We start from the raw sequence: 26923 nt of genomic DNA, 5'->3' as shown, positions 1-26923 counted from the left end.
GAAGAGTAGGCAAAGATAGAAAATAACCCGATCAAATAACAAATAAAAAGATTAAGATATGAAACTTAAGATTTTTTTGGCAGTTCTGTTTACTGCCATAGCTCTTGCAGCAGGCTGGAATTACAGCCAGAGTCAGAACGAGGTGGAACTCTCTGACTTGGCTTTAGCTAACGTGGAGGCGTTAGCTAGATGGGAAGAAGAAGGGTGGGGCCCCACGGTTGTAAAAGATTGTTATACTGCTTTTAGTGGTTATGATAGTAATATTTATTTGACTTGTAGCCAATATTCATCTGATACATCTGTTCACTACCCTTGTGGAGCTGCCACGTCACAAAAGCCAGCATGGGGTGTTACTTTGGTTGGAAAATGCTATACATATATTTAGTAAACAAGAATTGACACCAATATATTAGTAAAAATTTGAAATGTTTCTCCTAGGAAATAACAATATATAAATGATAAATTAATTGTTTTTATAAAGTAGTTTTCTAGGATATAACAATAGCTAATATTTTTAACAATAGAAGATTTATGAATAAAATAACAGGTTATATTTTACTATCGTTCATACTATTGATTGGTTGTAAAAAATATGAAAATAATAAGTTTACGACAAAATATATAAAAGAAGAGGCTGTAGAATATTCTTTATCACCTCAGTTACTTCCAATTGATATTTTGAATCCAACAGGAATAGTAGCAATTGATACATTCTTAGTATTTGTTCAACGACATGAGAATAAAATAATAAAAGTATACAGTGTTAATGATTACAAGATACTGGGAAATTTTCTTCGCAAAGGTAATGGACCTAATGAAATCGTTTTATTTACACGATTTAATCAGTTTTTTCAACAAAATAATGAATCTTTACTTTGGATACAATCCTATCCAAACTTTATGGGGTTATTAAATATCAACAAATCAATAAAAAACAACAATACTTTTTTTGAGAAGAAAGTTGATTTCACAAAAAGCAATGATATGAAAAATATATTTGAGGAATCTAATGCTGTTTTTGAATTAAGTGATTCTGTTTTTTTATTAACTAAAGATCCTATAAGATCTCAAACTTTTAAAGAAAACACAAATCCGTTTTATGTAAAACTAAATTATTGCTCAAATATAGTTTATGATACAATTTATATTAACAATTTGAAAGGTATAAATTTTGAAAATAATTTAATATACAGTGCTTATCCTGTAATCAAACCAAACAGAGATAAAATAGCATTATTTTATACTTATATGGATGCTATAATAATAATTGATCTGAACACGAAAAATAAAACAAAAATAGGATTATCAAATATGGGATTAAATACAAAATATGCAATTGAACAAAAAAAGCAAATACATTATGAGGCATTTGCTACTGACTCACTTCTTTTTGGACTAAGAAAAGACAAAAACAATAATTCTGTTTTATATACTTACGATTGGAACGGAGTTTTTAAATATAAACTATATTTGAATGCCAATGTACTGTATTTTTCTATTAATGAGAAGAATAAAACATTATATGGCATAGATGAGGATGATCATATTCTTGCATATGATCTAAAAGATATATAAGAAAAATAGGAAAGCATCTATTGATCATAGTCATATTTACACGTGCAAATAGCAAGTTCAACTGATACAACATAAACATACAATCAAATATCCGCTAATGCATTATTATGGTTCACTATTCCGGAAAGGATCGTTAACCAACGGATATTTTTTATTGAAAACGACAGTATAAAAAGCTATTAATTCGATGAAAGAGCATAGAAAAATACATACCCTGATCAACAAAGCCGTCAATATAGTCTTCTGGCTATGTATGACAGTTACTCTATGGCTTGTTTTACAGGTATTTGTCTTTGCCTCTTTCAAAATCCCCAGCGATTCGATGGAACCGGGATTAATTACAGGAGACAATATACTTGTCTGGAAACCGACCGTCGGACCTCGCATATTCAACCTGTTTGCCTCCATGCGAAACGAACAAACAGAGATTTATCGCATTCCCGGTTTCAAAAAGATAAAACGCAATGATATTCTGGTTTTCAATTTTCCGCATCCAAACAGTTGGGATAAAATTGAAATGCATATACTCAAATATTACATCAAACGGTGTGTCGGAATACCGGGAGATACCCTATCCATCCGAAACGGATTCTTTCATGTGGAAGGCGTACAAACTTCCGGTTATATAAAAAACTGATCGAATGGGAACAACAGGGTAGTCTTCAATACAAGGATTCTACGACTTTTCTTAATGGAAAGCCGATCTACAGATATCGTTTCCAAGAAAACTATTATTTCATGGCTGGCGACAAAGGCATGAACTCACAGGATTCACGCTATTGGGGATTACTACCTGAAGAATATACTGTCGGGAAAGCATGGATTATCTGGAAGTCGGTAGACCCATATACGGATAAATTCAGATGGGACAGATTTCTGATATAAACTGGTTACAACTCGCTGTTAGCGGGATTTTTCGGCTGTGCATCGTTTTGGTCACAGGTAGAAATACAATTGCTTGGATAACTCTTTTTTTCAGTTTGTGCTGCCTGTATAGGTGTTATTTCACCAATTTTGCTTTTCTTTGCGGAAAATTTCAGTCACGTGAATTTAATTATAGAACAAGGAAACACCTCTTCAAAAGTTGCGGTATACAATAAGAAGCACATGGAAGCCTCTTTTGTATATAAGAAATTCGATGTTGATGAATTGGAGTCTCTCTTTGGGAAATACGATTTTGAACATGGAATATTGTCGACTGTGATAGGCAAAAATGAAGTGCTGAATGATTACCTGCGTGGTAAGCTCCGGCGCTTTATCTTTTTGGATGAAACTGTAAAGTTGCCTATAACGGTTCAATATGAAACGCCCGAAACTTTGGGAAAAGACCGGTTGGCTGCGGCTGTCGGTGCCAATTACCTGGAACCGGGAAAAGACCTGCTTGTCATTGATGCTGGCACAGCAATTACTTACGAATTGATCGAGGCCTCGGGTGCTTATCTGGGAGGGAATATCTCTCCGGGAATGACTACCCGTTTCAAGGCTTTGAACTTTTATACAAAAAAACTACCTTTGGTGACGGAACAGGAGGAAGTCCCTTTATTGGGTACCAATACCGAGAGTGCTATCCAGGCAGGAGTAGTGAATGGGATAGTCTACGAGATGGACGGGTATATCGAGAAGTTACGGATAAAATATCCTAACCTTTTGGTTTTTTTAACAGGCGGTCATTCGTTTTATTTTGAAAGCCGACTAAAAAACTCCATCTTTGCAGACATTAATTTAGTGTTGACAGGATTAAACAGAATCTTAGAGTATAATGTTGAAGATTAATAAGCTACTAATAGCAAGCATTCTTATATTGACACAGTTGTCGCTAGCGGCACAAAATAATACTAACTCGCCCTATACCCGTTTTGGGTATGGTGAATTAGCGGATCGTTCATTCGGAGCCGGACGGGCAATGGGTGGCGTTGGTTTCGGATTAAGATCGTCGAAACAGATCAACCCGATGAACCCGGCATCGTACAGTTGTATGGATTCATTGACATTTTTGTTTGATTTTGGTGCTTCAGGTCAGCTTTCATGGTTTGATGACGGAGTCAATAAACAGCACAATATTAATGGGAATGTGGAGTATATTGCAATGCAGTTCCCGATACATAAACGTATTGCGATGAGTGTGGGTATTTTACCTTACTCGTATGTCGGATATAGTTTTGGTGCCCGGAGAACATCTGAAGGTGGATTTAATTATGTGGAAACATTTAATGGTTCCGGCGGATTAAACGATTTGTATGCAGGTTTGTCTATAGATATATGGAAGAAGCGTCTTTCTGTCGGAGCGAATGTCGGATATCTTTTTGGAAACATCAAGCATGAGCAGAGTTCTATTGTAGGACAGGGTTCAGAACGGAACACGATTCGTAATCAGAATCTGGAAGTACGGGATATAAAACTGGACTTTGGTGTTCAGTATACCCACCCGATCAGTAAAACAGAAAATGTTACATTCGGGTTGGCCTTTTCTCCAAAAAACCGTTTGAATGCGACTTCTATTAATATGACTTATGCGGCAACCAGTTCCGGTTCTGCCGAGATCGTAGCTTCGGATACGACAAAGAGTAAAGCATTTGATATACCGAACTCGATTGGTTTTGGTGCATCATATGTGAAAAATAATAAGATGACATTAGCTGCGGATGTACTGTATGAAACATGGGATAAAGCGTATTATGATGATTCAAAAGATAGTTTTAAGAACCGTGTTCGGGTTGCAGCCGGAGGCGAGTTTATTCCAAATTATCAGAATCGTAATTTTTTCGGTCGGGTAAGATACCGCGCAGGTGCCCATTATAGCAATTCCTATCTGATGATAAATAATACAGATGATGCAGCATATAAAGGTAATGGCTATAATGAATATGGTGTGAGTGTCGGTTTTGGATTACCGTTGGTTGATAATCGTTCGTTGGTAAATGTGTCTTTTGAATACACGAAGATTAACCCAAGTGGTAAAAACATGATTGATGAACAGTATTTCCGTTTTACTGTTAATTACACATTCAATGAAATGTGGTTCTGGAAGAAAAAGGTAGATTAATTTAAATTGCTAACTTAAATTAAAACAGATATGAAAATAAAGGTATTATTAATTGCGGCTGCATGCTCTATGGGAGCACTAGGCGCGTATGCACAGAAAGGAGTAGATAATGGAACACAATTTGGATCTGGCGAAGACAGTATCCGTTGTATAACCAATATCAGCTTGTTCGTTCCTTATGCTAAGGCAGGGAATTTTAAGGATGCATATGATTTTTGGAAAATTGTTTACGATGAATGTCCTGCTGCAACAAAGGATATTTATCTGCATGGTGTAAAGATCATGGCATGGAAGATTGCCAATGAAAAAGATCCGGCAAAGAAAGCTGCTTTGATCGATGATCTGATGGGAGTATATGACAAACGTGTGAAATATTTTGGTGATGACAAACGTTATGGTAAAGACTGGATCGTTTCCCGTAAGGCACAGGATTATATCCAGCAAATGGGAGATAAAGCCGATTATAATAAATTGTATAATTGGTTGGGTGAAATCATCAACGAATATGGAGACAATACGGAAGCATTAGGTGTTTCTTTGTATATGTTTGCTTCTTACCAGAAGATGGCTGATGATCCTAATCACAAAGGACAATATGTTGAAGATTATCTGAAAGCATCTAAAATCCTGGATACTCAGTTGCAGGCTGCACAGGCTGCTAACAATGAAAAAGAAGTTAACAACCTGACAACATTCAAAACCAGTGTGAACGGTGCGTTTGCAAACAGTGGTGCTGCCGATTGCGAAACATTGCAGAACCTGTATGCTCCGAAAGTTGAAGAAAGCAAGAGTGATCTGGCTGCTTTAAAAGAAATCGTTTCTCTGTTGAGACGTGTTCGTTGCCAGGAAATCGATGCATTCTTTGCAGCAGCAGCCTATGCTTATGAACTTGAGCCGAGTGCAGATGCCGCTATCGGTATCGCTAAACGTGCTGTAAAGAATAAAGAATATGACACAGCTGTCAAATATTTTGAAGAAGCTGCCAATATGGAAACAGACCCTTCTTCAAAAGCTGAAGATTATTATATGATCGCAGTGATTAATCTGGATCAGAAAAATTATTCAAAAGCAAGGGAATATGCAAAGAAAGCAGCAGCTACAAATACTAGCTATGGTCAGCCGTACATCCTGATTGGCCAGATGTATGCTGCTACAGTTAAGAATGTATTTCCGAATGACGGTGTTTTGGCAAGAGCTGCCTACAATGTGGCAATCGACCAGTGGGAAAAAGCAAAACAGGTTGATGAAAGCTGTGTAGAGGAAGCTAATAAATTGATCGGTACTTATCGTGCTCATTTACCTTCTACAGAGGAAATTTTCATGCATCCGGATCTGGAAAAGGGTAAATCGTTTACTGTAGGTGGTTGGATCGGTGAGACAACAAGAATCAGATAATTATGACGGAAACGCGTTTTCTTTGTAAAACGAACAAATATGGCATAACAACTACTTTCGCGGTAGTTGTTATGCTTCTTTTATTTATGGCTTCCTGTGGCAAGGAGAATAAAGAAGTGGTGGAAGTAACCTTCGATCCGGAAAATACCTATACGCTGAGAACGACCGATGTCTCCAGTCTTATCTCTGATTCCGGTATCACCCGTTACCGGATGAACGCGAAAGAGTGGTTGGTGTTCGGAAAAGCCAAGGAGCCTTACAGCTATTTTCCCCAGGGTGTTTACGTGGAGAAATTTGATTCCTTGTTTAATGTAGAAGCAAGTGTAAAAGCAGATACTGCTTATTATTGGGATAAGAAAGGGCTGTATAAGCTGATTGGTCATGTGAGTATATTAAGCCAGGAAGGTAAAAAGTTGGATACTTCAATACTGTATTTCGACCAGAAAGAAGACCAAATTTACACAGATGAATACTTTGAGCTGGAAGAAGGGGATAAGATTATCACCGGCATCGGATTTAAGTCGAACCAGAACATGACGAAATATAAGATATTTAATTCGCAGGGAACATTTCCTGTTAGCGATACAGCACGTGATACTTCGCGTGTGAATACTGCAACCGGCGATTCTGTGGCTGTGGATATAGCAAAGCCGGATTCAATAAAATAGAACTGATGTGAATGCATTAACGTACATATTGATTTCATTAGCCTTTTCCGCTTTTTTTTCCGGCATGGAGATCGCATTTATTTCTTCTAATAAGTTGCGGCATGAACTGGATAAAAAGAATAAGAATATAGCCGGTAAGATATTGGATATTTTTTACCGGAATCCAAACCAGTTTATATCAACGATGCTGGTGGGTAATAATATCGCACTGGTTGTCTATGGTTTACAGATGGCAATTGTTCTGGAACCGTTTATCGCCCGTTTCGTTGATAATGAGGCTCTGATTGTTCTTATTCAGTCTATTATCTCGACACTCCTGATATTGTTTACAGGCGAGTTTATCCCGAAGACGATTTTCAAATTGAATCCAAACTTTTCTTTGAATTTGTTTTCGGTTCCTTTGTTGATCATATACATTATATTATATCCTATCTCGAAGTTTTCGGCACTGATTTCTTATCTGATACTGAAATTGGTGGGTGTAAAGAATATTACTCAATCGAGCAGGCGTACTTTAGGTAAAGTGGATCTTGACTTCTTTATTCAGCAAAGTATCGAAGATGCTCCTCTGAACTCAGATATGGATACGGAAGTGAAAATATTTCAGAATGCGCTTGATTTTTCCAATGTCCGTTTGCGCGATTGTATTGTTCCCCGTACGGAGATTGTCGCCTGTGACAAGACTGTCAGTATGGAAGAACTTCGTTCTAAGTTTATTGAAACGGGGTTGTCAAAGATATTGATCTATAACGAAAATATAGATGATATTATCGGATATATCCATTCATCGGAATTATTTAAAAATCCGGAAGACTGGACACAGAGTATAAAGACTGTTTCCATTGTCCCGGAAACGATGGCGGCCAATAAGTTGATGAAGGTGCTGATGCAGGACAAAAAGAGTCTGGCTGTGGTTGTGGATGAATTTGGCGGTACAGCGGGGATTGTGACGCTGGAGGATCTGGTAGAGGAGATCTTTGGAGAGATAGAGGATGAGCATGATATGAAATCATACGTAGCCCGGAAAGTTTCGGACGATGAATACCTGATATCCGGTCGTATGGAGATCGATACTCTCAATGAAAAGTTCAATCTTGAGCTCCCGGAATCAGACGATTACGTAACGATTGCCGGATATATCCTGCATTTCTACCAAAAATTTCCTAAATTGAATGAATCAATCGTAATTGATAAATATACTTTTAAAATCATAAAAGTAACGGCAACGAAAATAGAACTTGTGCGAATGAAAGTAGGCAATTGATGAAAAAAAGTGGAATAAAAGATGTAACAAATCCTTTTTTTCGTATCTTCGTGCCCTTAAACTGTAAAATATAAACTTTAAAAATAAATAACGATAAATGGCTACGCTGGAAAAAATCAGAAGCAAAGCAGGACTGCTCGTACTCGTTGTGGGTTTGGCATTGTTCGCTTTTATCATTGGAGACTTTTTGAACTCCGGTTCTACTTATTTCAGACAAACTCAGGAGAGAGTTGCTAAGGTTGACGGGGAAGTAATTAAAATTCAGGATTATCAGGGACGTATTGATGAAATGACTGAGATGTACAAGATGCAATCCGGTCAGACCAATCTGCCCGAAGAATACATGAATCAGATCCGTCAGTCGGTATTCGATGCTATGGTACAGGAAATTGTACTTGACGAAGCAACTGATAAATTAGGAATGGCTGTAAGCCCGGAAGAATTATTTGATATGGTTCAGGGTGAGAACATTTCACCGATGATCCAGCAGATGCAGATGTTTGTTAATCCGCAGACCGGACAGTTCGACAAAACTGCTTTGTTGAATTTCCTGAAAACAATTGACGACGACAATATCGCAAGTTACCCTGCAGATCAGCAGGCTCAGTTGCTCCAGGCTCGTAATTTCTGGTTGTTCTGGGAAAAGAACATTAAACGTCAGCGTCTGGAACAAAAATATACAACATTGTTAAGTAAGGCTGTTGCAGCAAACGTGCTGGATGCAAAAGAAGCATTCAATGACGCAGCTGAAAACTCTGACATTGTTTATGCTATGCAGTCGTATGCAAGCATTCCTGACTCAACAATCGAAGTAAGCAAGAGTGAAATCGAAAAGCTGTACAACCAGCGTAAGGAACTTTACAAACAAAAAGAAGGTAAAGTGATCAAGTATATCGCTGTTGACATTCGTCCCAGCCAGGAGGATTATGACAAAGCAAGTGCTGATATCGAATCTTTGAAAGAAGAATTCACGACTTCTGAAAAGGTGGCTGATATTGTAAATGAAAATTCAGAAGTTCCTTACATGGATGCTTTCTTTACAGAAAATGCCTTTGATCCGGAAATGAAACAATTCGCAACGACTTCGGAAGTGGGTGCTGTATATGGTCCGGTATTCGATAACGATAAGTACAGAATGTTCAAGTTGGTAGACAAGAAAATGGGGCCTGACTCTGTTAAGGTAAGCCATATTATGTTGGCAAATGGGGACGAAGCCCGTACGACCGCTTTGGCTGACAGCTTGATGAATGTACTGAAGAACGGTGGGGACTTTGCTGCATTGGCAAAAGAATTCTCTGCAGACCAGGCTGCTGAAAATGGCGGAGAACTGGGATGGTTCACTGAAATTACTGCACTGAGAGGTGTAAATGAAGACTTTAAGAATGCTGTTTTCTCTACTCCGGTAAACGAAATTGCAAAAGTGAAATCTTTGTATGGAACTCACCTGGTGAAAGTAACAGAAAAGACAGCTAATGTGAATAAGTATAAAGTAGCGGATATTGACATGACAGTATCTCCGAGCTCTAAAACTTATAGCAATATCTATAACGAGTTGAACCAGTTCATTTCACAGAACAACGATTTAGCTAAGTTGGATGAAGCTGCTAAAGAAGCCGGATATAATCTGATTGCTGGTGTAAATGTTACTGCTGATAACCAGACGTTGGGTAGCATTAAAAATTCTCGTCCGGTAATCCGTTGGGCATTCCAGAATGATAAGGGTAAAATCTCTGAAATCTTTGAATGTGACGATAAGTTTGTAATTGCAGGCGTAGAAGGTACTGTAAAAGAAGGTTACCGTTCGGTTGCCTCTTTAACTCCTGCTTTGAAAGCTGAAATCGCTGCTCAGAAGAAAGGTGAGAAGATCGCTGCTGATCTGAAGGCTAAAAATCTGACATCAGTTGAAGCTTATGCTGATGCTATGGGTTCAAAAGTTGATTCAGTGAAGTTTATCAACTTCGGAACACGTCGTATCTCCGGTATCGGTGTAGAACCGAAACTGAATGCAATGGTTTCTCTTGCTGAGGTTGGTCAGGTAAGTGCTCCGGTTGCCGGTAACAATGGTGTATATGTATTTAAAGTATACGACAGAAACAAGGATGCAAAAGAATACAACGAAGCAGAAGAAATTAAAACGTTGGATGCATCGAACGCATACCGCTTCGGATTCCAGGCTATCCAGTCACTGGTTAACAAAGCAGATGTAGAAGACAACCGTATACGTTTCTTCTAAACAAATAAAGCTCAAAAGGTATTACATAATCCTTTTTAAGGAAAGCTGCCGGACTTATTCAGAAAAGTCCGGCAGCTTTTTTTATCTTTGTGCCGGATTAATCGTTATATAACAATATACAATGCAAGAAAAGAGACAATTGTTAGGCATGACGCTGGACGAGCTGAAGGAAGTGGCGGCACAGGTCGGTTTACCGGGATATGCAGCAAAACAGATGGCCGATTGGCTGTATAAGAAGAAAGTTACCTCTATTGCGGAAATGACTAATATTGCTGTTGCCAAACGTACTCTTTTGGAAGAGTCTTTTGAGGTAGGGGCACTCCCTCCGGTTGATTGTATGAAATCGGTCGATGGAACGATTAAATATTTGTTTGCTGCAGGGAACGGCAATTTTGTGGAGGCTGTTTATATCCCGACCGACGACAGGGCTACATTATGTGTGTCCTCGCAGGTCGGATGCAAGATGAACTGCCTGTTTTGTATGACAGGTAAGCAAGGTTTTACTGCCAATCTTACGGCAAATCAAATATTGAACCAAATCCAGTCTGTTCCAGAATCAGAATCATTGACAAATCTGGTCTTTATGGGAATGGGGGAGCCTTTGGATAATGTGGATGAGTTGTTTAAGGTCCTTGAAATCCTTACTTCTACCTATGGATATGGGTGGAGTCCCAAGCGGATAACAGTTTCTACTATCGGGGTGGCAAAAGGCTTGAAGCGTTTTCTGGAAGAAAGCGACTGCCATTTGGCGGTCAGTCTGCATTCTCCTTTTCATGAAGAACGTTTGTCTTTAATGCCTGTAGAAAAAGCTTATCCGGCACAGGGCGTCATTGATCTCATCAGGCAATATGATTTCTCCCATCAACGTCGTGTTTCTTTTGAGTATATAGTTTTTAAAAATTTAAATGATAGTCTGAAACATGCTAAAGCCCTGATTTGTTTATTAAATGATGTAGATTGCAGGGTTAACCTGATTCGTTTTCATGCTATCCCCAACGTCCCGTTGGAAAGTTCGGATTTGGCGAAGATGGAAGTCTTTCGTGATACATTGAACAATGCAGGGATTGTTTGTACAATCCGTGCTTCGAGAGGAGAGGATATATTTGCCGCCTGCGGAATGCTGTCGACAGCAAAAAAACAACAAAACGGATAGAAGACAAGTCATTTGATAGAAAAGAATTATATTTGTGTTATAAAAACGAATGGGTATGAAAAAGATTTCTTTACAGATTAGCTTACTCATGTTTCTGGTATTGCTGGGAGCATGTAGCTCAGGACCGGTTGGAAAACGGGCCACAGGCCTTGCTTATGAGGTTGTAGTTGTAATGAAAAAAGCTGATTGGGATGGCCCTTCGGGAAAGGCTATTAAACAAGAGCTGACATCTGATGTCCCTGGTCTTCCTCAATCTGAACCTGCATTGAAGATTACTTATGTAGATCCTTCACAATTCGACGGATTATTGACTTATGTCCGCAATATACTGATTGTAAATATTGATCCGTCTATTTACACGAAGGCTTCGATAAGCTATGAAAACGACCGTTGGGCTAAAGGACAGGTGGTTGTGACACTGAATGCTCCTTCTCCTGAAGCTATTATTGAATATTCACAGGCTCATCCGAAAGCGCTGGTTGATTTCTTTGTGAAAGTCGAAATGAACCGGGCGATTGGCCAGTTGGAGAAAGATTACAGTACAGTTGTCATGGATAACCTGAAAAATAATCATGACCTGATGCTGAATGCTCCGTCTAATATGACCTATTATCGTGATACGACAGATTTCTTCTGGGCATCCAATAATGCCAATACTGGTCGTACGGATTTGATTGTATATACTTTCCCTTATACCGATCCGAATACCTTCACGGCTGAATATCTGGTAGCAAAGCGCGACTCGGTGTTGAAGGAAAATCTGCCGGGAGCTTTCCCTGAATCGTATATGACGACTGAGTCCCGTTTTGGGGTTGATTATACGCCGATCACTGTTAATGGCAAATATTGCGGTGTGCTACGCGGTTTGTGGAAGATGGTCGGTGATATGATGGGCGGACCGTTTGTCAGTCATGTCCGTCTGGATGAAAAGAATAACCGGGTCGTTGTAGCCGAAGGCTTTGTTTTTGCTCCTGAAACAGATAAACGTAACTTTATCCGCCGTATCGAAGCAGCTTTATATACACTTCGCTTACCGGGTGAATTTGAAAAATCGGTGGAAGAAAAGCTCGACATACCGGAAAGTAAGAAATAAACAAACATAATACATGGAAGAACGATTGATTAAGGTGGGCATTACCCACGGAGATATAAATGGCATCGGATATGAGGTGATACTGAAAACATTCTCGGATGCCAGAGTTGCCGAACTTTGTACTCCGGTTATATACGGATCATCAAAAATCGCAGCTTATCACCGGAAAGCGTTGGAATTGCCTCCTGTGAATATGAACATCATTTCCCAGGCAGAAGATGCCGGTATTAACCGGGTGAATATCATCAACTGTGTGGACGATGAAACAAAAGTAGAATTATCGCAGTCGACATCGATAGCCGGGGAAGCAGCATTTTTAGCTTTGGAAGCTGCTGTTACAGACTTGAAACGGGGTGCTGTTGATGTATTGCTGACAGCACCGATCAATAAGCATAATATCCAGAATGACGAGTTCCATTTTCCGGGACATACCGAATACCTGGAAGAACGTTTTGGCGGAGTGGGCCGGAAAGCATTGATGATTTTGATGAAGGATGGTCTGCGTGTTGCTTTGGTGACCGGACATATCCCATTGGCAGAAGTTCCTTCCAGAATAACCGTAGAGGATATCGTGTCGAAATTGCGCATATTCAATCAGTCGCTCAAACAGGACTTCGGGATTGTAAAACCACGTATTGCCGTGCTTTCATTGAATCCTCATGCAGGTGATGATGGCTTATTGGGAAAAGAAGAGGAAACGATCATTATTCCGGCCATGGAAGAGGCGGAAAAAAGAGGTGTCATGTCTTTTGGACCTTATGCGGCAGACGGATTTTTCGGCTCTCAGATGTACGACAAATTTGATGGCGTATTAGCGATGTACCATGATCAGGGCTTGGCACCGTTTAAAACGCTGGCCATGGATGACGGGGTTAACTATACGGCCGGTCTGTCGATTGTCCGTACTTCGCCGGCTCACGGAACAGCTTACGATATAGCCGGACAGAATGTGGCTTCCGAAGAGTCGTTCCGCCAGGCGTTATATACTGCGCTGGATATTTACCGGAACAGGTTGAATTATCGGGAAGCTACTGCGAATCCTCTCCGCAAGCAATATTTTGATAAGGGAGGCGATAATGAAAAGCTGGATCTTACCAAAGATGACGATGCAGAGGTTTGTCCTCAGTAAATAATAAAAAACAGATCCCCTGGAAACATGCTTTTTCAGGGGATATTTGTTATAAAGACTAACGGTCCATATCTGTTGTATTTTATAATAATATGGTCTGTATTGCGCTTTTTGACTTCAATCTTTTTTTGATAGGAAAAGTTTGCGTAAGTTTGTGGTTCAAAATTGCAACATGAATTATGTTTAAAGATAAAACGATCGTATATACCTCCGGAACATTCGATATGTTTCATTATAATCATCTCCGGATGATCAATTATGCCCGTAGCCTGGCTGATATCCTGATTGTAGGAGTGAGCACGGACGAACTGGTTTCTTCTTATAAAGCGAATCCTATTATCCCGTTCAATGAACGCCTTCAAATTATTGAAGCGTTGAAAACTCCGGATATTGTAATACCGCAGCATACACTGGATCATACGGAGATCGTAAAGAAGCTGAATATCGATGCTTTTGTTGTGGGAGATGACTGGTTTGGTAAATATGATTATTTAAAAGATTTAGGCGTACAGGTTTTTTATTTCCCTTATGGAACCGGGGTTTCTTCCTCTAATCTGAAGAAAACGATTCATGATTCTTACGAAGAAAATCTTAAATATCAACGACATGCTAAACCTGCCACTGTAAAGGGAAAAGGGGAGGAATAAAGATTACTCATGGAAAAGTGTGCTTTAATTACCGGTGGTACAAAGGGTATAGGTAAAGCGGTGGCTCTCTGTTTGGGGAAAGCCGGGTATAACCTTGTGCTTACTTATGCTTCCGATCCCGGGATGGCCGAACAAACCCGCGAAGGTTTGCAACAGCAATTCGGAATCAATGTGTCTGTGCTACAGGCAGATATTACAAAAAAAGAGTCCGTTGATAAAATAGATGCTTATTTGCAGGAGAAGAGTTTGCTTTTAGATGCACTGATCTTTAATGCGGGATTGACTTGCCGCGATTCGTTCGAGGACTTGTCACTTACTGATTGGGAACGTGTATTCTTTGCTAATGTTCATTTTCCGGTATTCTTATTGCAACGTATTGTCGGACGGATAAATAAAGGTGGTAGTGTGGTCTTTACCGGTTCCCTGATGGGGATCCAGCCTCATTCGGTATCTCTGGCTTACGGAGTGACAAAGAGTGCTGTACATGCCTTAGTAAAGAATATGGTTAAATTCCTGGTTCCTTATGAATTGCGTGTGAACGCAGTTGCTCCCGGGTTTGTCGATACCGAATGGCAGAAGACTAAACCGGCAGAAATACGGCGGAATATAGAAAATAAAGTTTCTTTAGGCCGTTTCTGTGATCCGGAAGAGTTGGCCGAAGTGTATAAGATGTTAATAGAAAATAGTTATTTTAATGGCGAAGTGGTCGTTGTAGACGGCGGATATTCGTATAAATAATAGATCATGAGTAATTTGGATAAAGAATACGAAGCATCACTAAAATCAATAGAAACAGAAAATGTTGTCGACCGGGCGTTTTACCGTCCGATAGGTTTTCGTATCGCTCGTATGTTGCGCGGCACGGGGATTACCCCGAATATGGTAACGGTCATTTCTATATTTGTGGGAGCTGCTGTCGGCTTCATGTTTTATCATGATAATCTGGTTTATACTATTTGTGGTATTTTATTGTTGGTTTTTGCCAATATACTGGATTGCGTAGACGGACAGTTGGCTCGTCTGACAGGTATCAAGTCCGCTATCGGACGTATATTGGACGGATTTGCCGGTGATATCTGGTTTGCCTCTATCTATGTCGGTTTTGCCCTTCGTCTGTCTCATGAGTATGGTACTTATTGGTTTTTTGCTTTGGCCGTTGTGTCCGGCTTATCCCATCTGGTGCAGGCTAATATAACCGATTATTATAAAACATTGCATCTCTATTTTATCAGTAAGGACAAAGGAGCTGAGTTCCAGTCGCTGGAACAGGTCATTGCCCGTCATAAGGAGATGAAGCTGGGTATCAATAAAACTTTTTATTTCCTTTATAGGGGATACACATTACTTCAGGTGAAAGCCACTCCTGCCTTGCAGCGTATGTTGCAGAGCCTCCATGCCAAATACGGAGATGATATTCCGGAAAATGTGCGTATTGCTTTTCGTAAACAAAGTCGTGAGTTAATGCGTTATATTGATCTCCTGACATTTAACGGACGTACGATCGTTATGTTTATAGTTGTATTGGTCGGCGAAGTATGGGTTTATTTCCTGTATGAGATAATCGTATTGAATATCGTGCTGTTATTGTCGATGCGCAAGCACGAAAAAATGTGCGCATCGTTTATTGAATAAATAAAAAGTATGAAAAAGAGCGTAGTAGACATTAATGATTTGCAGGAAGCTGCCCCGTTCTTCAAAAGCCGTATAGGCACCTTCCTTGGCAAATTATTGATTAAGTGGTTGAGTGTTGACAAAGTAAACAAAGTGCATGCCAATAACTGCCATCTGCGTGGCTCAGCGTTTACTACAGCATTACTGAGCGATCCCCTGATCGATATCAAGTATAATCTGCATCATGCGGAAATACTGGATAACCTGCCCGAAGGGGCATTTATAACCATATCCAATCATCCGATCGGTTCGATCGACGGCATTATATTGATTGACATTATGGCCGCTCGTCGTCCGGACTTTAAAGTGATGGTGAACGAAATTCTGGTGAAGATCGGTGCCATGAAGGATAATTTTGTTTCGGTGTTGCCCGATTCAACCGGTAATGGTCCGAATCCGGCCAACATAAACGGGGTGCGTTATTCTTTGCAGCGACTGAAAGAAGGGCATCCGATGGGATTCTTTCCGGCTGGGGCGATTTCCTTTTATAATAAGGATGATAAAGAGATCCATGACTTGCCCTGGACACATAGCGTGATTCGCCTGATCCGGAAGGCAAATGTGCCGGTATATCCAGTTTACTTTGATTTTCTTAATTCCCGCTTCTTTTACTGGTTGGGAAGTATCAGTTGGAAAATACGTACTTTGCGCATTCCTGCCGAAGCCTTCAACAAACGCGGTAAAACGGTCGATGTGTATGTGGGGAAACCTATCTCTCCGGAAGAAATGAAGAATTTTGCAGATGATACGGCACTGGCTGAATTTTTATTCAATCGCACTTATGCTGCAAAAAAATGAGAAACCGCTGATAGAATCTACTCCTGATAGCTGGAATTTGAATTAAGATTTGTAATTTTGGCAGACAAACTGAAATAATTACAGATATTCAATAGAAGATATGATGATTAAGGTTGATGTCCAGCAAATAAAACAGCGTTTTGGAATTATAGGAAACAGCCCTGGCCTGAACAGGGCAATCGATGTCGCTCTACAGGTGGCTCCGACAGATTTGTCTGTGCTTATTACCGGGGAGAGTGGTGTCGGTAAAGAAACTTTTCCACAGATTATACATCAGAACAGTCCGCGTAAACACGGACAGTATATAGCCGTAAACTGTGGTGCCATTCCGGAAGGAACGATTGACTCAGAGTTGTTCGGACATGAAAAAGGTTCCTTTACCGGAGCTTTGGCCGACCGTAAAGGATATTTTGAAGTAGCCGACGGCGGAACTATTTTTCTGGATGAAGTAGGGGAACTGCCTATCCCGACACAAGCCCGTTTGCTGCGTGTGCTTGAGACCGGTGAGTTTATAAAAGTCGGTTCTTCAAAGGTGCTGAAAACAAATGTGAGGATTGTTGCTGCAACGAATGTTAATCTGATACAGGCGGTAGCCGACGGAAAATTCCGTGAAGATCTGTATTATCGTTTGAATACCGTACCTATCCAGATTCCTCCGTTGCGTGAACGTCCGGATGATATCATCTTGTTGTTTCGTAAATTTGCCGGAGACTGTGCGGAGAAATATCGTATGCCGCCGGTTCGTTTGGATGATGAAGCACGACAGCTGCTGACCTCCTACCGTTGGCCGGGTAACGTCCGTGAGTTGAAGAATATAACGGAGCGTATCTCGGTTATCGAAGAGAACCGTGATATTACAGCAGACGTTCTGCGTTTGTATCTTCCCGATCTGAATGTGGAAAAATATCCGGTGCTGGTCAAAAAGCAGGATAACGACCAGAAGTTTTTCAATAGTGAACGCGAGATACTTTACCAGGTCCTTTTTGACATGAAGAAAGATGTCAATGATCTGAAAAAGCTGGTTCACGATATAATGGGAGGTAAGATGCCTATGCCGGTTGCCGATGAGACGCCCTATGCCCATCCGATCCGTCCGGTACATTCTGCTCCGATTCAGGAAGCGGAAGCCGTAGAGGAAGAAGAAACTCTTTCTTTGGAAGAAGTGGAGAAAGAGATGATCCGTAAAGCATTGGAGAAACATAACGGACGGAGGAAAAATGCGGCGGCTGATCTGAAAATATCAGAACGTACTCTTTATAGAAAGATTAAAGAATATAATTTGGAATAATATGTTGAGAAAGAATATAATCTGGTTTTGTTTACTGATAGGAGTCATGGTGACGGCCTGTTCCATTTCCTACAAGTTCAACGGAGCTTCGATTGACTATACAAAGGTAAAAACGATAACTATTAAGGACTTTCCAAATCAGGCACCTTTGGTTTATCCTCCGTTATCACAGGAGTTTACTGAAGCGTTGAAGGATATTTATATCCGTCAGACACGCCTTCAGATGGTCAACAATAATGGTGATTTGGAGCTGCAAGGTGAGATTACCGGATATGAACTGACACCAATGGCTGTTAAAGAAGATGCCTGGTCTTCGCAGACAAAGTTGACGATAACTGTGCGCGTGAGTTATTCTAATCGTACAAACCCTGATGAGGATTTTGATGCACAGAGTTTTTCTGCTTATCGTGAGTTTGATGCTACCCGGATGTTACAGGATGTACAGGCCGAACTCTGTGCAGAGATCATTGACGAGTTGACAGACCAGATTTATAATGCAACCGTAGCCAATTGGTAATATATGAAAGCTGCAGACTTATATCTACTGATGGAAGACCCCTCTTTGCTGACGAAGGAAACACTTTCCCCGTTACAGCAGGTAGTGGCTGAATATCCGTATTTTCATATAGCCCGGATGCTTTATCTGAAGAATCTGGCTGTATTGAATGATATACGCTTTGCCGCAGAACTGAAAAGAATGGCAGTTTACATACCGGACAGAAGAAAATTATTCGCACTGATCGAGGGAGAACGTTACGGGATGCCGTTTGCGGCATCTGCGGAAGAAAATGAACCGGCAACAGACTCTTTCTCCCTGATCGATGCTTTTTTGGCTGATCGTGAAAGTGAGGGAGAACAACAGGCGGCCGATCCTACTTTGTTGTTTCAGCCTTCCGTTTCATCTGATTATATATATTGGTCGTTGTCAAAGGATGATATATCGGCGGAAGAGGAGCCGGAAGCTAAACTTCAGCACCATGACCTGATCGATTCTTTCATTAAAAATGACGAACAGCGGGCACCGGGCAGCGGATTGGTCTTATCCCTGCAACCGGATGATCCATCTTCCCAGGGACCATTGAAAGAAGTGGAGAACGAACAACCCCGATCGTTGGACGATGATTCTTATTTTACCGAGACATTGGCTCATATTTATGTTAAACAGAAACGGTATGAGAAGGCATTGCAAATTATTAAAAACTTATATTTGAATTATCCAGAAAAAAATGCTTACTTTGCAGACCAAATTAGATTTTTGGAAAAATTGATTATTAACACTAAAAAATAAAACTAAAATGTACGTATTTATTTCTATTCTAATCCTGATCGCTTCAATACTTCTGATCTTGATAGTATTGATCCAGAACTCAAAGGGGGGAGGTCTGGCTTCGGGATTCTCTTCATCTAACCAAATTATGGGTGTACGTAAAACCACAGACTTTTTGGAAAAAGCAACATGGGGCCTGGCTGGTTTTGTTATTGTTTGTAGTATCGTTATTACAGCATTTATCCCAAGAGCAACAACTACTACACAATCTGAAATCAAAGAACAGATAAACAATGCTGTTACAATCGACCCGAATACGGTAGCTCCTAACTTTGGAACTGCTCAGCCGTCAGCAAATGCTCCGGTTGAAGAAGAAACGCCGGCAGAAGCTCCTGCTCAGGCTGAATAAGATGTAGATTTTATAGCATATACTAAAGGCATTCCATTTCGGGATGCCTTTTTTTATGAATCATATAAGGAAACTCTCTACAATGATTCCTTTTCGTCTAGGATGAAAAGAAAGGATAGTACTAATGTTTTTTTATTTAGAGGTAGGTGTAAATTGATTTAGACCTACCTCTAAATGAAAATAGACCTACCTCTAAATTTATTTACACCTACCTCTGACAAAAGAATCGTTGGATATATGTCCGAATGGCTTTTAGGCAATACTGATAAAGGATAGTTATATAGATAAAGAGTTGTGCAGGTTGGGGTGAACGGTTTGTGGATGTTTATACCCGGATAGATATATTTTATGAGGAATGACAGTTGATTTTTGTATCTTTGTTGAGACTGATTAAACTGTTTTATATTAAACAATACAAATATGGAGATGATAAATTTTGACGGGCTACTGATTGGTATCGTTACTTTTCTGATAATCGGGTTGTTTCATCCGATAGTTGTGAAGGCTGAATATTATTGGGGGACTAAATGCTGGTGGATATTCCTTCTTCTGGGGATTGCCGGAACGGTTGCATCTTTGCTGATAGAGAGTGTTTTTGTCTCTGCCATCTGCGGTGTGTTTGCCTTTTCTTCGTTCTGGACGATCAAGGAAGTATTCGAGCAGGAAGAACGCGTATTGAAAGGATGGTTCCCTAAAAATCCAAAAAGACAATATCCGGAAAAATAATTGTATCTTTGTAGCCGTAAAGTAATACAGCTATGAAGAAGAAAAAGAAAGTCTCTCCGCTGGACGAGTACATCAAGGCAAACCGCAAGGGGAGCCGGGAAGCGGAAATAGAGAATCACGGACGTCCGGTCAGTCATAACCGGGTACATGTATCGAAAAAGGTTTACAACCGTAAAAGAGATAAGGCAGATGCCCAGAGGCGTCTGCCTTATTTGTGTCGTCAGGTAGCCTGATTTACTCTTATTCTTCTTTCAGATATAATCCTTCGCGTGATAACTGATGGTCGAGGTTGGCTACTCCCAGGCCGACAATAGCCATGACCGTTGCAGCATGTTGTTGATATTCAGGAATGCTCTTGGTATATAAGTCACGTTCCGTGTGCCATATCTCATCGTAGCTGAAGTTATAGCCTTTGATGTCTTTCTCCATAAAGCCGATGGTCGGTACGCCATCCAGTGCAAAGACGGAAGCATCCGTACCGCCTATGGTCGTCGGCTGTTTACGCGGTTCGGCTACTTTGACTTCGAACGGATATTCGGCATTAATCTTCTTTACCGGTTCGCATATCTTCACAAAATCATCATACATGGCTTGCGGCACACTAATACCTACCGGAGGAGTAGGTCCGCCGTCACGGTTGAACAGATTCGATATTTTATCCATCTTCTTTGGATTACCCCTTACCCAGGCCTGTGCACCTAGCAAACCGAACTCTTCACCTGCAAAAGCACAGAAAAGCATCGTACGTTTAGGTTTTGCTCCCGACGTGGCAATCAGACGGGCGGCTTCCATAACAGGGGTAACGCCTGAACCGTCATCGACTCCGCCGGTTCCAACATCAAAAGAATCGAGGTGGCCACTCAGCATAACATATTCCCCCGGATGTTTACTTCCCTTTATGGAACCGATTACATTATAATATTTGACCGGTCCCAGGCGGAAATGGTTACGTATATCGAACTCCAGCATAAAGGAACGACGCTCTTTTACCATCTGTTTGATGATGGCGTATTGATGTTCATCCAGTTTGATATCGGGTACGGTCGGTAGTTTCTCGATGGTCATGTCCTTATCGAATACGACATTCTTATCATAAAGTGCACGCAGTGGGACAGAAGCCGACTGGATAAAACCTAAGACACCGGCTTCGCACATTTCCTTGTAAAAGAGAGCCGGCTTTTCATCATTTAAAGGCAGTAAGGGGGTATTCTTTTTATTTACCCAGTTATCCCTCATTATCTCACGGTTCTTTTGAGCGATTGTGTTGTTTTCTGCAATAACACCTGCACGGTCATAGTCTGCTATTGCCGACCAATTGATTGGCCAGCCCGTGTTTTTGCCATTTACCAGTACCCAGGCGCCTTTCAACTGTCCTTTTATCCGGTCGAACTCATCCTGTGTAAGAGGCTCGAGCAGTACATGTCCCCGTTGAAGTCCTTTCGTTCCGGAGGTATAGGAAGGGGTGACAAAATGCAACTCCATCCCGTTTTCACCAAGCAGCTTACCGAACCACGGCCCCCGGTTGAATCCGACAGGTAAAGTTCCGGCTTCCTGTAACTCCACTTCCAGCCCCCATTCTTTGAACTTGGAGGCAACCCATTCGGTGGCGTTGTCATAGGCATCCGAACCGATAGGGCGTCCGCCGAAGCGGTTGGTCAGTATGTCCAGATGGTTCATGACCTGGTTATCGGAACGTCCGGTTTCAATGATTTTATTTACAGCGGCCTCCTGTGCCGGAAGGGAAGTTATGGTCATACAGGCCATGGTTGCGAAGAGAAGTATAGTCCTTTTCATATCAATGTTTGTTTAAGTCTTGCAAATTAATGGATAAAAATAATGTGTACCAAATGAAAAGCAGAAAATAATAACAGAATCGTTCCCTTTTTGTAAAAGTATTACCAAAATAAATAGATACCTTTGTGTCCAAATCGGGAGCATGTGAAATCTATCTTTACTACCATAGCAAAATATCTGCTGATAGTACTCTTTGTGAGTTACTATGTAGGAGGTACTGCGTTCACCCATACCCATTATTTCCCGACTTATTCCATTACCCATTCCCATCCCTTCCTTCCGGGAGCAGACGGTTTGCCGCATCATACGCATAATTCGTCCGCTTTTAATACGATTGAAGAACTGGATGATATCATGATGGAGGCTGCTGCCTTGTGTCTCACATTGGTGACAGCCTGGGTACTTCTTTCCGTGTTCATTCAACAACACAAGTATATAACTCCCGTACGTTCAGTACGTAATATCAGCCTCCGCGCCCCGCCTTTCTGTATTAAATAATTACCAGCAACGAAGAAAAGAATTATTTAATACAAGAAAATCAATATGAAACAATTACTTATGCTATTGCTTCCAGCAATGGTATTATGTTCCTGCAACCAGAACAAGCAGGACGATGAGGTTGCTATTGCCGTAACTTTACGGGGCGACACGATACAAATAGGGGATAAATCACCTATCTTATCCCGGTTGAAAACAGACGTAGTGAAGAAAGAACCTTACCGCCTGGAGTTTTCCACTTCGGGGGTGGTGAAAGCTATCCCCTCCAATTATGCCGAGATTGCTTCCCCTTTTGCCGGACGTATCTCCAAATCATTCGTACGGTTGGGGCAGATGGTGACGCCCGGAAGTCCGGTCTTTGAGATAAGTTCTCCTTCTTTCTTTGAGACGGGAAAAGGGTATTATCAGGCTAAACAGGAGATGGAACTGGCCCTGAAAAGCTTGAAACGCGAAAAAGACCTGCTGCAAAATAAGGTCGGCGTACAGAAAGAACTGGAAGAAGCGGAAGTCAATTATGAATTGAAGAAGAAAGACTATGAAAATGCTGTTGCCGCTTTGAAGGTCTTTCAGATAGAACCGGAAGACCTGGTATTGGGACAACCTTTGATTGTCCGCTCACCGATAGCGGGCGAAATAGTGACCGACCGTATTGTCATCGGCCAGTATATCAAGGAAGATGCCGAACCCGTGGCCGTGATAGCCAACCTGAATAAAGTATGGGTGGCTGCCCATGTCAAGGAAAAGGATATGGGAATGATACAATCGCTGGACAGCGTTGAGATTCGTCTGGTAGCCATGCCCGACCTGCCTTTGCCCGGAAAGATTTATCATGTCAGCGAAATGCTGGACGAAGATACCCGTTCGGTTGAAGTCCTCATCGAATGTGACAACAGTGCCCACCTGATGAAGCCGGCTATGTACGGGACGGTTAAGCTGTGCGACAGAAGTGCCGATGTCATCCGTATCCCGACATCTGCCATCCTTCAGGAAGAGGAAGGCGCTTATGTGCTTGTCTCATTGGGAAACAATGCTTATCGCAAACAGAAGGTAACTACCTCTGTCACAGAAGACGGCAAGACGGTTATCCTGACCGGACTGAACTCCGGCGATACGATTGTAACTACCGGAGCCTTTTATTTACTTGATGCACGATAAATTCTATGAAGAAGATAATATATACTGCGATACACCGGCGGGGGCTGATGTTCGTATTATTCCTGTTTCTTGCTGTAGTGGGATATTATTCGTGGACCCGACTGGCCATTGATGCCTATCCGGATATTGCCGACACGACCGTCCAGGTCGTTACCCAGGTGCCGGGACTGGCGGCGGAAGAGATAGAACAGCAAATCAGTATCCCTATTGAAAGGGCGATGAACGGGATGCCGGGACTGAATGTGATGCGAAGTAAGAATACTTTCGGCCTCTCGACCGTTGTGCTGGTTTTTGATGACGGTATCGACGATTACTGGGCACGTCAGCGTGTGCAGGAACGCCTGGTAGACGTGGAACTTCCTTATGATGCCGTTCCGGGATTGAACCCGCTGACTTCGCCTACCGGTGAAATCTTCCGTTATGTACTGGAAAGCGACCAACTCGATATCCGCGAACTGACCGACCTGCATAAATGGGTTGTCATCCCCCGTCTGAAGCAAGTGACGGGAGTGGCCGATGTCAGCAACTTTGGCGGTATCACTACCCAATACCAGATAGAAGTGAACCCGCACAAGATGGAACAATATAATGTGACGCTGGGCGATATCACCGAGAAGATAGAAAAGAATAATGTGAATGCCGGCGGCAGTATGTTAAGCCGTGGCGACCTGAGTTATGTAATTCGCGGTATCGGACTGGTAAAAGACCTGAAGGACCTGGGACGTATCGTTATCAAGACCGAGGACGGTGTACCTGTCTACCTGGATGATTTAGGAACCCTGAAATATGGTAGTCTGGAACGTAAAGGGGTATTGGGATTCTACGACGGCGTCCGTGATTATTCCGATGGGGTGGAAGGGATTGTCCAGATGCTTCGCGGAGAGAATCCTTCGCAGGTGCTGGAAGGAGTGCATCAGGCGGTCGACGAACTGAATAATGAAACCCTTCCCAAAGGAACCCGCCTGCATGTCTTTATGGACCGAACGAACCTGGTGGATACGACATTGCATACGGTTTCCCATACGCTTTTTGAAGGCATGGTGCTGGTGGTGCTGGTGCTCATCCTGTTCCTCGGAAGCTGGCGTGGTGCCTTGCTGGTTGCCCTGACCATCCCGTTGTCGTTGCTGATTGCTTTTATCCTGATGCAACTGACCGATATTCCTGCCAACCTGCTTTCGCTGGGAGCTATCGACTTTGGTATCCTGGTAGACGGGGCTATCGTAATGATGGAAACAATTCTGAAGAAGCGCGAACGGCATCCTGATGAAATATTGACGGAAGATTCAATCCTGCGCCGTGCAACTGAAGTGGCCCGCCCTATCTTCTTCTCTACATTAATTATTATCACTGCTTATCTTCCCCTGTTTGCCTTTGAGCATATCGAAAAGAAACTCTTTACGCCGATGGCTTATACGGTCGGTTATGCCCTGTTGGGGGCATTGGCTGTGGCGTTGTTCCTGATACCGGGCCTGGCTTTCTATGCTTATTACAAACCCAGGAAGATTTATCATAACCGCTGGCTTGAAAAGTTAGGTGAGATCTATAACCGGCAAATCATTGCTTTGCTGGAGAAACCGAAGCGGGTCCTGTTACCTTTGTTCCTTATTCTGGTGGCAGCCGGCGTATTGAGTTATACGGTAGGAAAAGATTTCCTTCCGCCTTTGGACGAAGGGGCTATCTGGGTACAGGTGCAATTGCCTCCGGGTATCTCTATCGAGAAGTCGAAGGCGATGGGAGCGGAGCTTCGCAAAACATTGAAACAGTTTGATGAAGTCTCTTATGTCATGACACAGGTCGGACGCGACGATGAGGGAGCCGAAGCCTTCTCGTTGTCACATATCGAATGCGGAGTAGGGTTGAAGCCTTACGACACCTGGAAATTCGGCAAGACGAAGGCGGACCTGATCGAGGAAATGTCTGAAAAGTTGTTGACTATGCCCGGTTATACCGTCAGTTTCTCCCAGCCGATTATCGATATGGTCATGGACCAGATTGCCGGTGCTCACAGCGACCTGGCGATAAAGGTTTACGGAGATGATATTGCCGATACCCGCCATATAGCCGATAAGGTCGTGAATGTGTTGCGAACGATTCCCGGTGCCGCCGACGTAGCCATCGACCAGGAACCGCCGTTACCCCAGTTGCAGATTATTGCCGACCGCGACCGTATTGCCCAATATGGTCTGAACTTCTCCGATGTTGCCGATATGATTGAACTGGCAATCGGGGGAAAGGCCATCTCGCAAATCTTTGTCGGCAGTAAAAGTTATGACGTCATTTGCCGTTTCGACGATGCCAGCCGTAACTCGCCTGAAAGTATCGGCAATCTCTTACTGACGAATGGGGCCGGAGCAAAGATACCGCTTTCGCAGGTTGCCGAAGTGAAAATGACAACCGGTGCCAGTACAATCTCCCGTGAGATGAACAAGCGTCACCTGACCATCCATGTCAACCTGCGTGGCGTGGATTTGACGGAGTTTCTGAATAAAGCGAACCGGTTGATTGACCGCGACATAGATTATAATCACGACACCGTCCATCTGCAATGGGCCGGTCAGTTCGAGAACCAGCACCGTGCCTATAACCGTCTGGCGGCAGTAGTCCCTTTGGCGTTGGGTATTATGCTGCTGTTGCTGTTTGCCGCCTGTGGAAAATTCCGCCAGGCGGCTCTGATGATGTGTGTGGTTCCCCCTGGCCCTTTTCGGAGGGATGCTGGCATTGAATGTCCGGGGGATGACGTTGAATGTCTCTTCTGCCGTCGGTTTTATAGCCTTGATTGGTGTCGCTATACAAAACGGTGTGATTATGATTTCGCATATCAATAACCTGCGTAGCCGTGACCGAGGTTTTAAGCAGTCAATCATAACCGGGGCGAAACACCGTTTCCGCCCGATTCTGATGACGGCAACGGTGGCTGTGCTCGGTTTGCTGCCAGCCTCGTTGAGTACAGGTATCGGTTCCGATGTGCAACGTCCGCTGGCGACGGTGATTGTGTACGGACTGTTGTTTGCGACCGTTATTACGCTTTATGTGCTTCCTGCCTTATACTATCTGGTGGAAAAGCATTATCTGGATGAAGAGATAGTATCTTCTGATGTAAAGAATACGAATGTCTGA

24 protein-coding genes and 2 pseudogenes are annotated in these 26923 nt (G+C 42.1%); 25 read left to right on the top strand and 1 reads right to left on the bottom strand.

Annotated elements, in window-relative coordinates; all coding sequences use genetic code 11:
- The first annotated feature begins 58 nt into the window (after positions 1-58).
- The 22 genes and pseudogenes from HMPREF1535_RS26405 (at position 59) to HMPREF1535_RS00605 (ending at position 20592) form a co-directional block, all read left to right on the top strand.
- On the top strand, positions 59-385 hold the full coding sequence (locus tag HMPREF1535_RS26405; protein ID WP_007658930.1) for an NVEALA domain-containing protein: 327 nt from the start codon (positions 59-61) through the stop codon (positions 383-385).
- A 146-nt stretch (positions 386-531) separates the two neighbouring features.
- Positions 532-1575, top strand: a complete 1044-nt coding sequence (locus tag HMPREF1535_RS00705) for a hypothetical protein (protein WP_007658928.1) — start codon at positions 532-534, stop codon at positions 1573-1575.
- A gap of 187 nt (positions 1576-1762) precedes the next feature.
- Positions 1763-2460, top strand: a pseudogene (gene lepB / locus HMPREF1535_RS00700) (signal peptidase I).
- Between the two features lie 159 nt (positions 2461-2619).
- Positions 2620-3348, top strand: coding sequence for a type III pantothenate kinase (locus tag HMPREF1535_RS00695; protein ID WP_187386414.1), 729 nt, complete (start codon positions 2620-2622; stop codon positions 3346-3348).
- Complete coding sequence (gene bamG / locus HMPREF1535_RS00690; RefSeq protein ID WP_046145002.1) at positions 3335-4618, top strand: BamG family beta-barrel-assembly machinery protein; 1284 nt, start codon at positions 3335-3337, stop codon at positions 4616-4618. The genes HMPREF1535_RS00695 and bamG overlap by 14 nt, the downstream gene beginning before the upstream one ends.
- Positions 4619-4648: 30 nt before the next feature.
- Positions 4649-6013, top strand: coding sequence for a tetratricopeptide repeat protein (locus tag HMPREF1535_RS00685; RefSeq protein WP_010802438.1), 1365 nt, complete (start codon positions 4649-4651; stop codon positions 6011-6013).
- A gap of 2 nt (positions 6014-6015) precedes the next feature.
- Complete coding sequence (gene lptC, locus HMPREF1535_RS00680) at positions 6016-6681, top strand: LPS export ABC transporter periplasmic protein LptC (protein ID WP_046145001.1); 666 nt, start codon at positions 6016-6018, stop codon at positions 6679-6681.
- Between the two features lie 7 nt (positions 6682-6688).
- The gene (locus HMPREF1535_RS00675; protein ID WP_007658919.1) at positions 6689-7945 is read left to right on the top strand and encodes a hemolysin family protein; all 1257 of its coding nucleotides are present in this window, start codon (positions 6689-6691) and stop codon (positions 7943-7945) included.
- A gap of 97 nt (positions 7946-8042) precedes the next feature.
- Positions 8043-10178 carry a peptidylprolyl isomerase gene (locus tag HMPREF1535_RS00670; RefSeq protein ID WP_046145000.1) on the top strand — a complete coding sequence of 712 codons (2136 nt, stop codon included), beginning with the start codon at positions 8043-8045 and terminating at the stop codon, positions 10176-10178.
- A 121-nt stretch (positions 10179-10299) separates the two neighbouring features.
- Positions 10300-11331, top strand: coding sequence for a dual-specificity RNA methyltransferase RlmN (rlmN, locus tag HMPREF1535_RS00665; RefSeq protein WP_046144999.1), 1032 nt, complete (start codon positions 10300-10302; stop codon positions 11329-11331).
- A 55-nt stretch (positions 11332-11386) separates the two neighbouring features.
- Complete coding sequence (locus HMPREF1535_RS00660) at positions 11387-12424, top strand: DUF4837 family protein (RefSeq protein WP_007658916.1); 1038 nt, start codon at positions 11387-11389, stop codon at positions 12422-12424.
- 13 nt (positions 12425-12437) lie between these two features.
- On the top strand, positions 12438-13553 hold the full coding sequence (pdxA, locus tag HMPREF1535_RS00655; RefSeq protein ID WP_010802442.1) for a 4-hydroxythreonine-4-phosphate dehydrogenase PdxA: 1116 nt from the start codon (positions 12438-12440) through the stop codon (positions 13551-13553).
- A gap of 179 nt (positions 13554-13732) precedes the next feature.
- Entirely contained in the window at positions 13733-14200 is a 468-nt protein-coding gene (locus HMPREF1535_RS00650) for an FAD synthase family protein (RefSeq protein WP_007658908.1), read from the top strand.
- 9 nt (positions 14201-14209) lie between these two features.
- On the top strand, positions 14210-14938 hold the full coding sequence (locus HMPREF1535_RS00645; RefSeq protein WP_010802443.1) for an SDR family NAD(P)-dependent oxidoreductase: 729 nt from the start codon (positions 14210-14212) through the stop codon (positions 14936-14938).
- Between the two features lie 6 nt (positions 14939-14944).
- Positions 14945-15832, top strand: coding sequence for a CDP-alcohol phosphatidyltransferase family protein (locus HMPREF1535_RS00640; protein ID WP_010802444.1), 888 nt, complete (start codon positions 14945-14947; stop codon positions 15830-15832).
- A 9-nt stretch (positions 15833-15841) separates the two neighbouring features.
- A complete protein-coding gene (locus tag HMPREF1535_RS00635; RefSeq protein ID WP_007658898.1) occupies positions 15842-16669 on the top strand; it encodes a lysophospholipid acyltransferase family protein in 828 nt (275 codons plus the stop codon).
- A 103-nt stretch (positions 16670-16772) separates the two neighbouring features.
- Positions 16773-17957 carry a sigma-54 interaction domain-containing protein gene (locus tag HMPREF1535_RS00630; protein ID WP_007658895.1) on the top strand — a complete coding sequence of 395 codons (1185 nt, stop codon included), beginning with the start codon at positions 16773-16775 and terminating at the stop codon, positions 17955-17957.
- Between the two features lies 1 nt (position 17958).
- Positions 17959-18474 (top strand): LptE family protein, encoded by a 516-nt coding sequence (locus tag HMPREF1535_RS00625; RefSeq protein WP_046144998.1) that lies wholly within the window; start codon positions 17959-17961, stop codon positions 18472-18474.
- Between the two features lie 3 nt (positions 18475-18477).
- Positions 18478-19245, top strand: coding sequence for a hypothetical protein (locus HMPREF1535_RS00620; protein ID WP_046144997.1), 768 nt, complete (start codon positions 18478-18480; stop codon positions 19243-19245).
- A 7-nt stretch (positions 19246-19252) separates the two neighbouring features.
- Positions 19253-19633 carry a preprotein translocase subunit SecG gene (secG, locus tag HMPREF1535_RS00615; protein WP_007658886.1) on the top strand — a complete coding sequence of 127 codons (381 nt, stop codon included), beginning with the start codon at positions 19253-19255 and terminating at the stop codon, positions 19631-19633.
- 420 nt (positions 19634-20053) lie between these two features.
- Positions 20054-20359, top strand: coding sequence for a DUF4491 family protein (locus tag HMPREF1535_RS00610; protein WP_010802445.1), 306 nt, complete (start codon positions 20054-20056; stop codon positions 20357-20359).
- Between the two features lie 32 nt (positions 20360-20391).
- The gene (locus tag HMPREF1535_RS00605) at positions 20392-20592 is read left to right on the top strand and encodes a hypothetical protein (protein WP_010802446.1); all 201 of its coding nucleotides are present in this window, start codon (positions 20392-20394) and stop codon (positions 20590-20592) included.
- A gap of 7 nt (positions 20593-20599) precedes the next feature.
- Here the strand turns inward: HMPREF1535_RS00605 and HMPREF1535_RS00600 are convergent, their stop codons facing one another.
- Positions 20600-22153, bottom strand: a complete 1554-nt coding sequence (locus tag HMPREF1535_RS00600) for a M28 family metallopeptidase (RefSeq protein WP_010802447.1) — start codon at positions 22151-22153, stop codon at positions 20600-20602.
- A 144-nt stretch (positions 22154-22297) separates the two neighbouring features.
- Here HMPREF1535_RS00600 and HMPREF1535_RS00595 point away from each other — a divergent pair, with 144 nt between their 5' ends.
- The 3 genes and pseudogenes from HMPREF1535_RS00595 to HMPREF1535_RS00585 all read left to right on the top strand — a co-directional run bounded on the left by HMPREF1535_RS00595 (position 22298) and on the right by HMPREF1535_RS00585 (position 26923).
- A complete protein-coding gene (locus HMPREF1535_RS00595; RefSeq protein ID WP_044214751.1) occupies positions 22298-22651 on the top strand; it encodes a hypothetical protein in 354 nt (117 codons plus the stop codon).
- 45 nt (positions 22652-22696) lie between these two features.
- Positions 22697-23806, top strand: coding sequence for an efflux RND transporter periplasmic adaptor subunit (locus tag HMPREF1535_RS00590; RefSeq protein ID WP_046144996.1), 1110 nt, complete (start codon positions 22697-22699; stop codon positions 23804-23806).
- A 5-nt stretch (positions 23807-23811) separates the two neighbouring features.
- Positions 23812-26923, top strand: a pseudogene (locus tag HMPREF1535_RS00585) (efflux RND transporter permease subunit).

The organism is Parabacteroides goldsteinii DSM 19448 = WAL 12034, assembly GCF_000969835.1.
Lineage (GTDB): Bacteria > Bacteroidota > Bacteroidia > Bacteroidales > Tannerellaceae > Parabacteroides > Parabacteroides goldsteinii.
The sequence above is the reverse complement of the archived record's forward strand: the minus strand, read 5'-3'. Positions and strand labels throughout refer to the sequence as shown.

Excerpts from the sequence above, each read along its gene's own strand:
- HMPREF1535_RS26405 (WP_007658930.1), top strand. The coding sequence starts at position 59 with ATGAAACTTAAGATTTTTTTGGCAGTTCTGTTTACTGCCATAGCTCTT.
- HMPREF1535_RS00705 (WP_007658928.1), top strand. The coding sequence starts at position 532 with ATGAATAAAATAACAGGTTATATTTTACTATCGTTCATACTATTGATT.
- bamG (WP_046145002.1), top strand. The coding sequence starts at position 3,335 with ATGTTGAAGATTAATAAGCTACTAATAGCAAGCATTCTTATATTGACA.
- HMPREF1535_RS00685 (WP_010802438.1), top strand. The coding sequence starts at position 4,649 with ATGAAAATAAAGGTATTATTAATTGCGGCTGCATGCTCTATGGGAGCA.
- lptC (WP_046145001.1), top strand. The coding sequence starts at position 6,016 with ATGACGGAAACGCGTTTTCTTTGTAAAACGAACAAATATGGCATAACA.
- HMPREF1535_RS00670 (WP_046145000.1), top strand. The coding sequence starts at position 8,043 with ATGGCTACGCTGGAAAAAATCAGAAGCAAAGCAGGACTGCTCGTACTC.
- rlmN (WP_046144999.1), top strand. The coding sequence starts at position 10,300 with ATGCAAGAAAAGAGACAATTGTTAGGCATGACGCTGGACGAGCTGAAG.
- HMPREF1535_RS00660 (WP_007658916.1), top strand. The coding sequence starts at position 11,387 with ATGAAAAAGATTTCTTTACAGATTAGCTTACTCATGTTTCTGGTATTG.
- pdxA (WP_010802442.1), top strand. The coding sequence starts at position 12,438 with ATGGAAGAACGATTGATTAAGGTGGGCATTACCCACGGAGATATAAAT.
- HMPREF1535_RS00650 (WP_007658908.1), top strand. The coding sequence starts at position 13,733 with ATGTTTAAAGATAAAACGATCGTATATACCTCCGGAACATTCGATATG.
- HMPREF1535_RS00645 (WP_010802443.1), top strand. The coding sequence starts at position 14,210 with ATGGAAAAGTGTGCTTTAATTACCGGTGGTACAAAGGGTATAGGTAAA.
- HMPREF1535_RS00640 (WP_010802444.1), top strand. The coding sequence starts at position 14,945 with ATGAGTAATTTGGATAAAGAATACGAAGCATCACTAAAATCAATAGAA.
- HMPREF1535_RS00635 (WP_007658898.1), top strand. The coding sequence starts at position 15,842 with ATGAAAAAGAGCGTAGTAGACATTAATGATTTGCAGGAAGCTGCCCCG.
- HMPREF1535_RS00630 (WP_007658895.1), top strand. The coding sequence starts at position 16,773 with ATGATTAAGGTTGATGTCCAGCAAATAAAACAGCGTTTTGGAATTATA.
- HMPREF1535_RS00625 (WP_046144998.1), top strand. The coding sequence starts at position 17,959 with ATGTTGAGAAAGAATATAATCTGGTTTTGTTTACTGATAGGAGTCATG.
- HMPREF1535_RS00620 (WP_046144997.1), top strand. The coding sequence starts at position 18,478 with ATGAAAGCTGCAGACTTATATCTACTGATGGAAGACCCCTCTTTGCTG.
- secG (WP_007658886.1), top strand. The coding sequence starts at position 19,253 with ATGTACGTATTTATTTCTATTCTAATCCTGATCGCTTCAATACTTCTG.
- HMPREF1535_RS00610 (WP_010802445.1), top strand. The coding sequence starts at position 20,054 with ATGGAGATGATAAATTTTGACGGGCTACTGATTGGTATCGTTACTTTT.
- HMPREF1535_RS00605 (WP_010802446.1), top strand. The coding sequence starts at position 20,392 with ATGAAGAAGAAAAAGAAAGTCTCTCCGCTGGACGAGTACATCAAGGCA.
- HMPREF1535_RS00600 (WP_010802447.1), bottom strand. The coding sequence starts at position 22,153 with ATGAAAAGGACTATACTTCTCTTCGCAACCATGGCCTGTATGACCATA.
- HMPREF1535_RS00590 (WP_046144996.1), top strand. The coding sequence starts at position 22,697 with ATGAAACAATTACTTATGCTATTGCTTCCAGCAATGGTATTATGTTCC.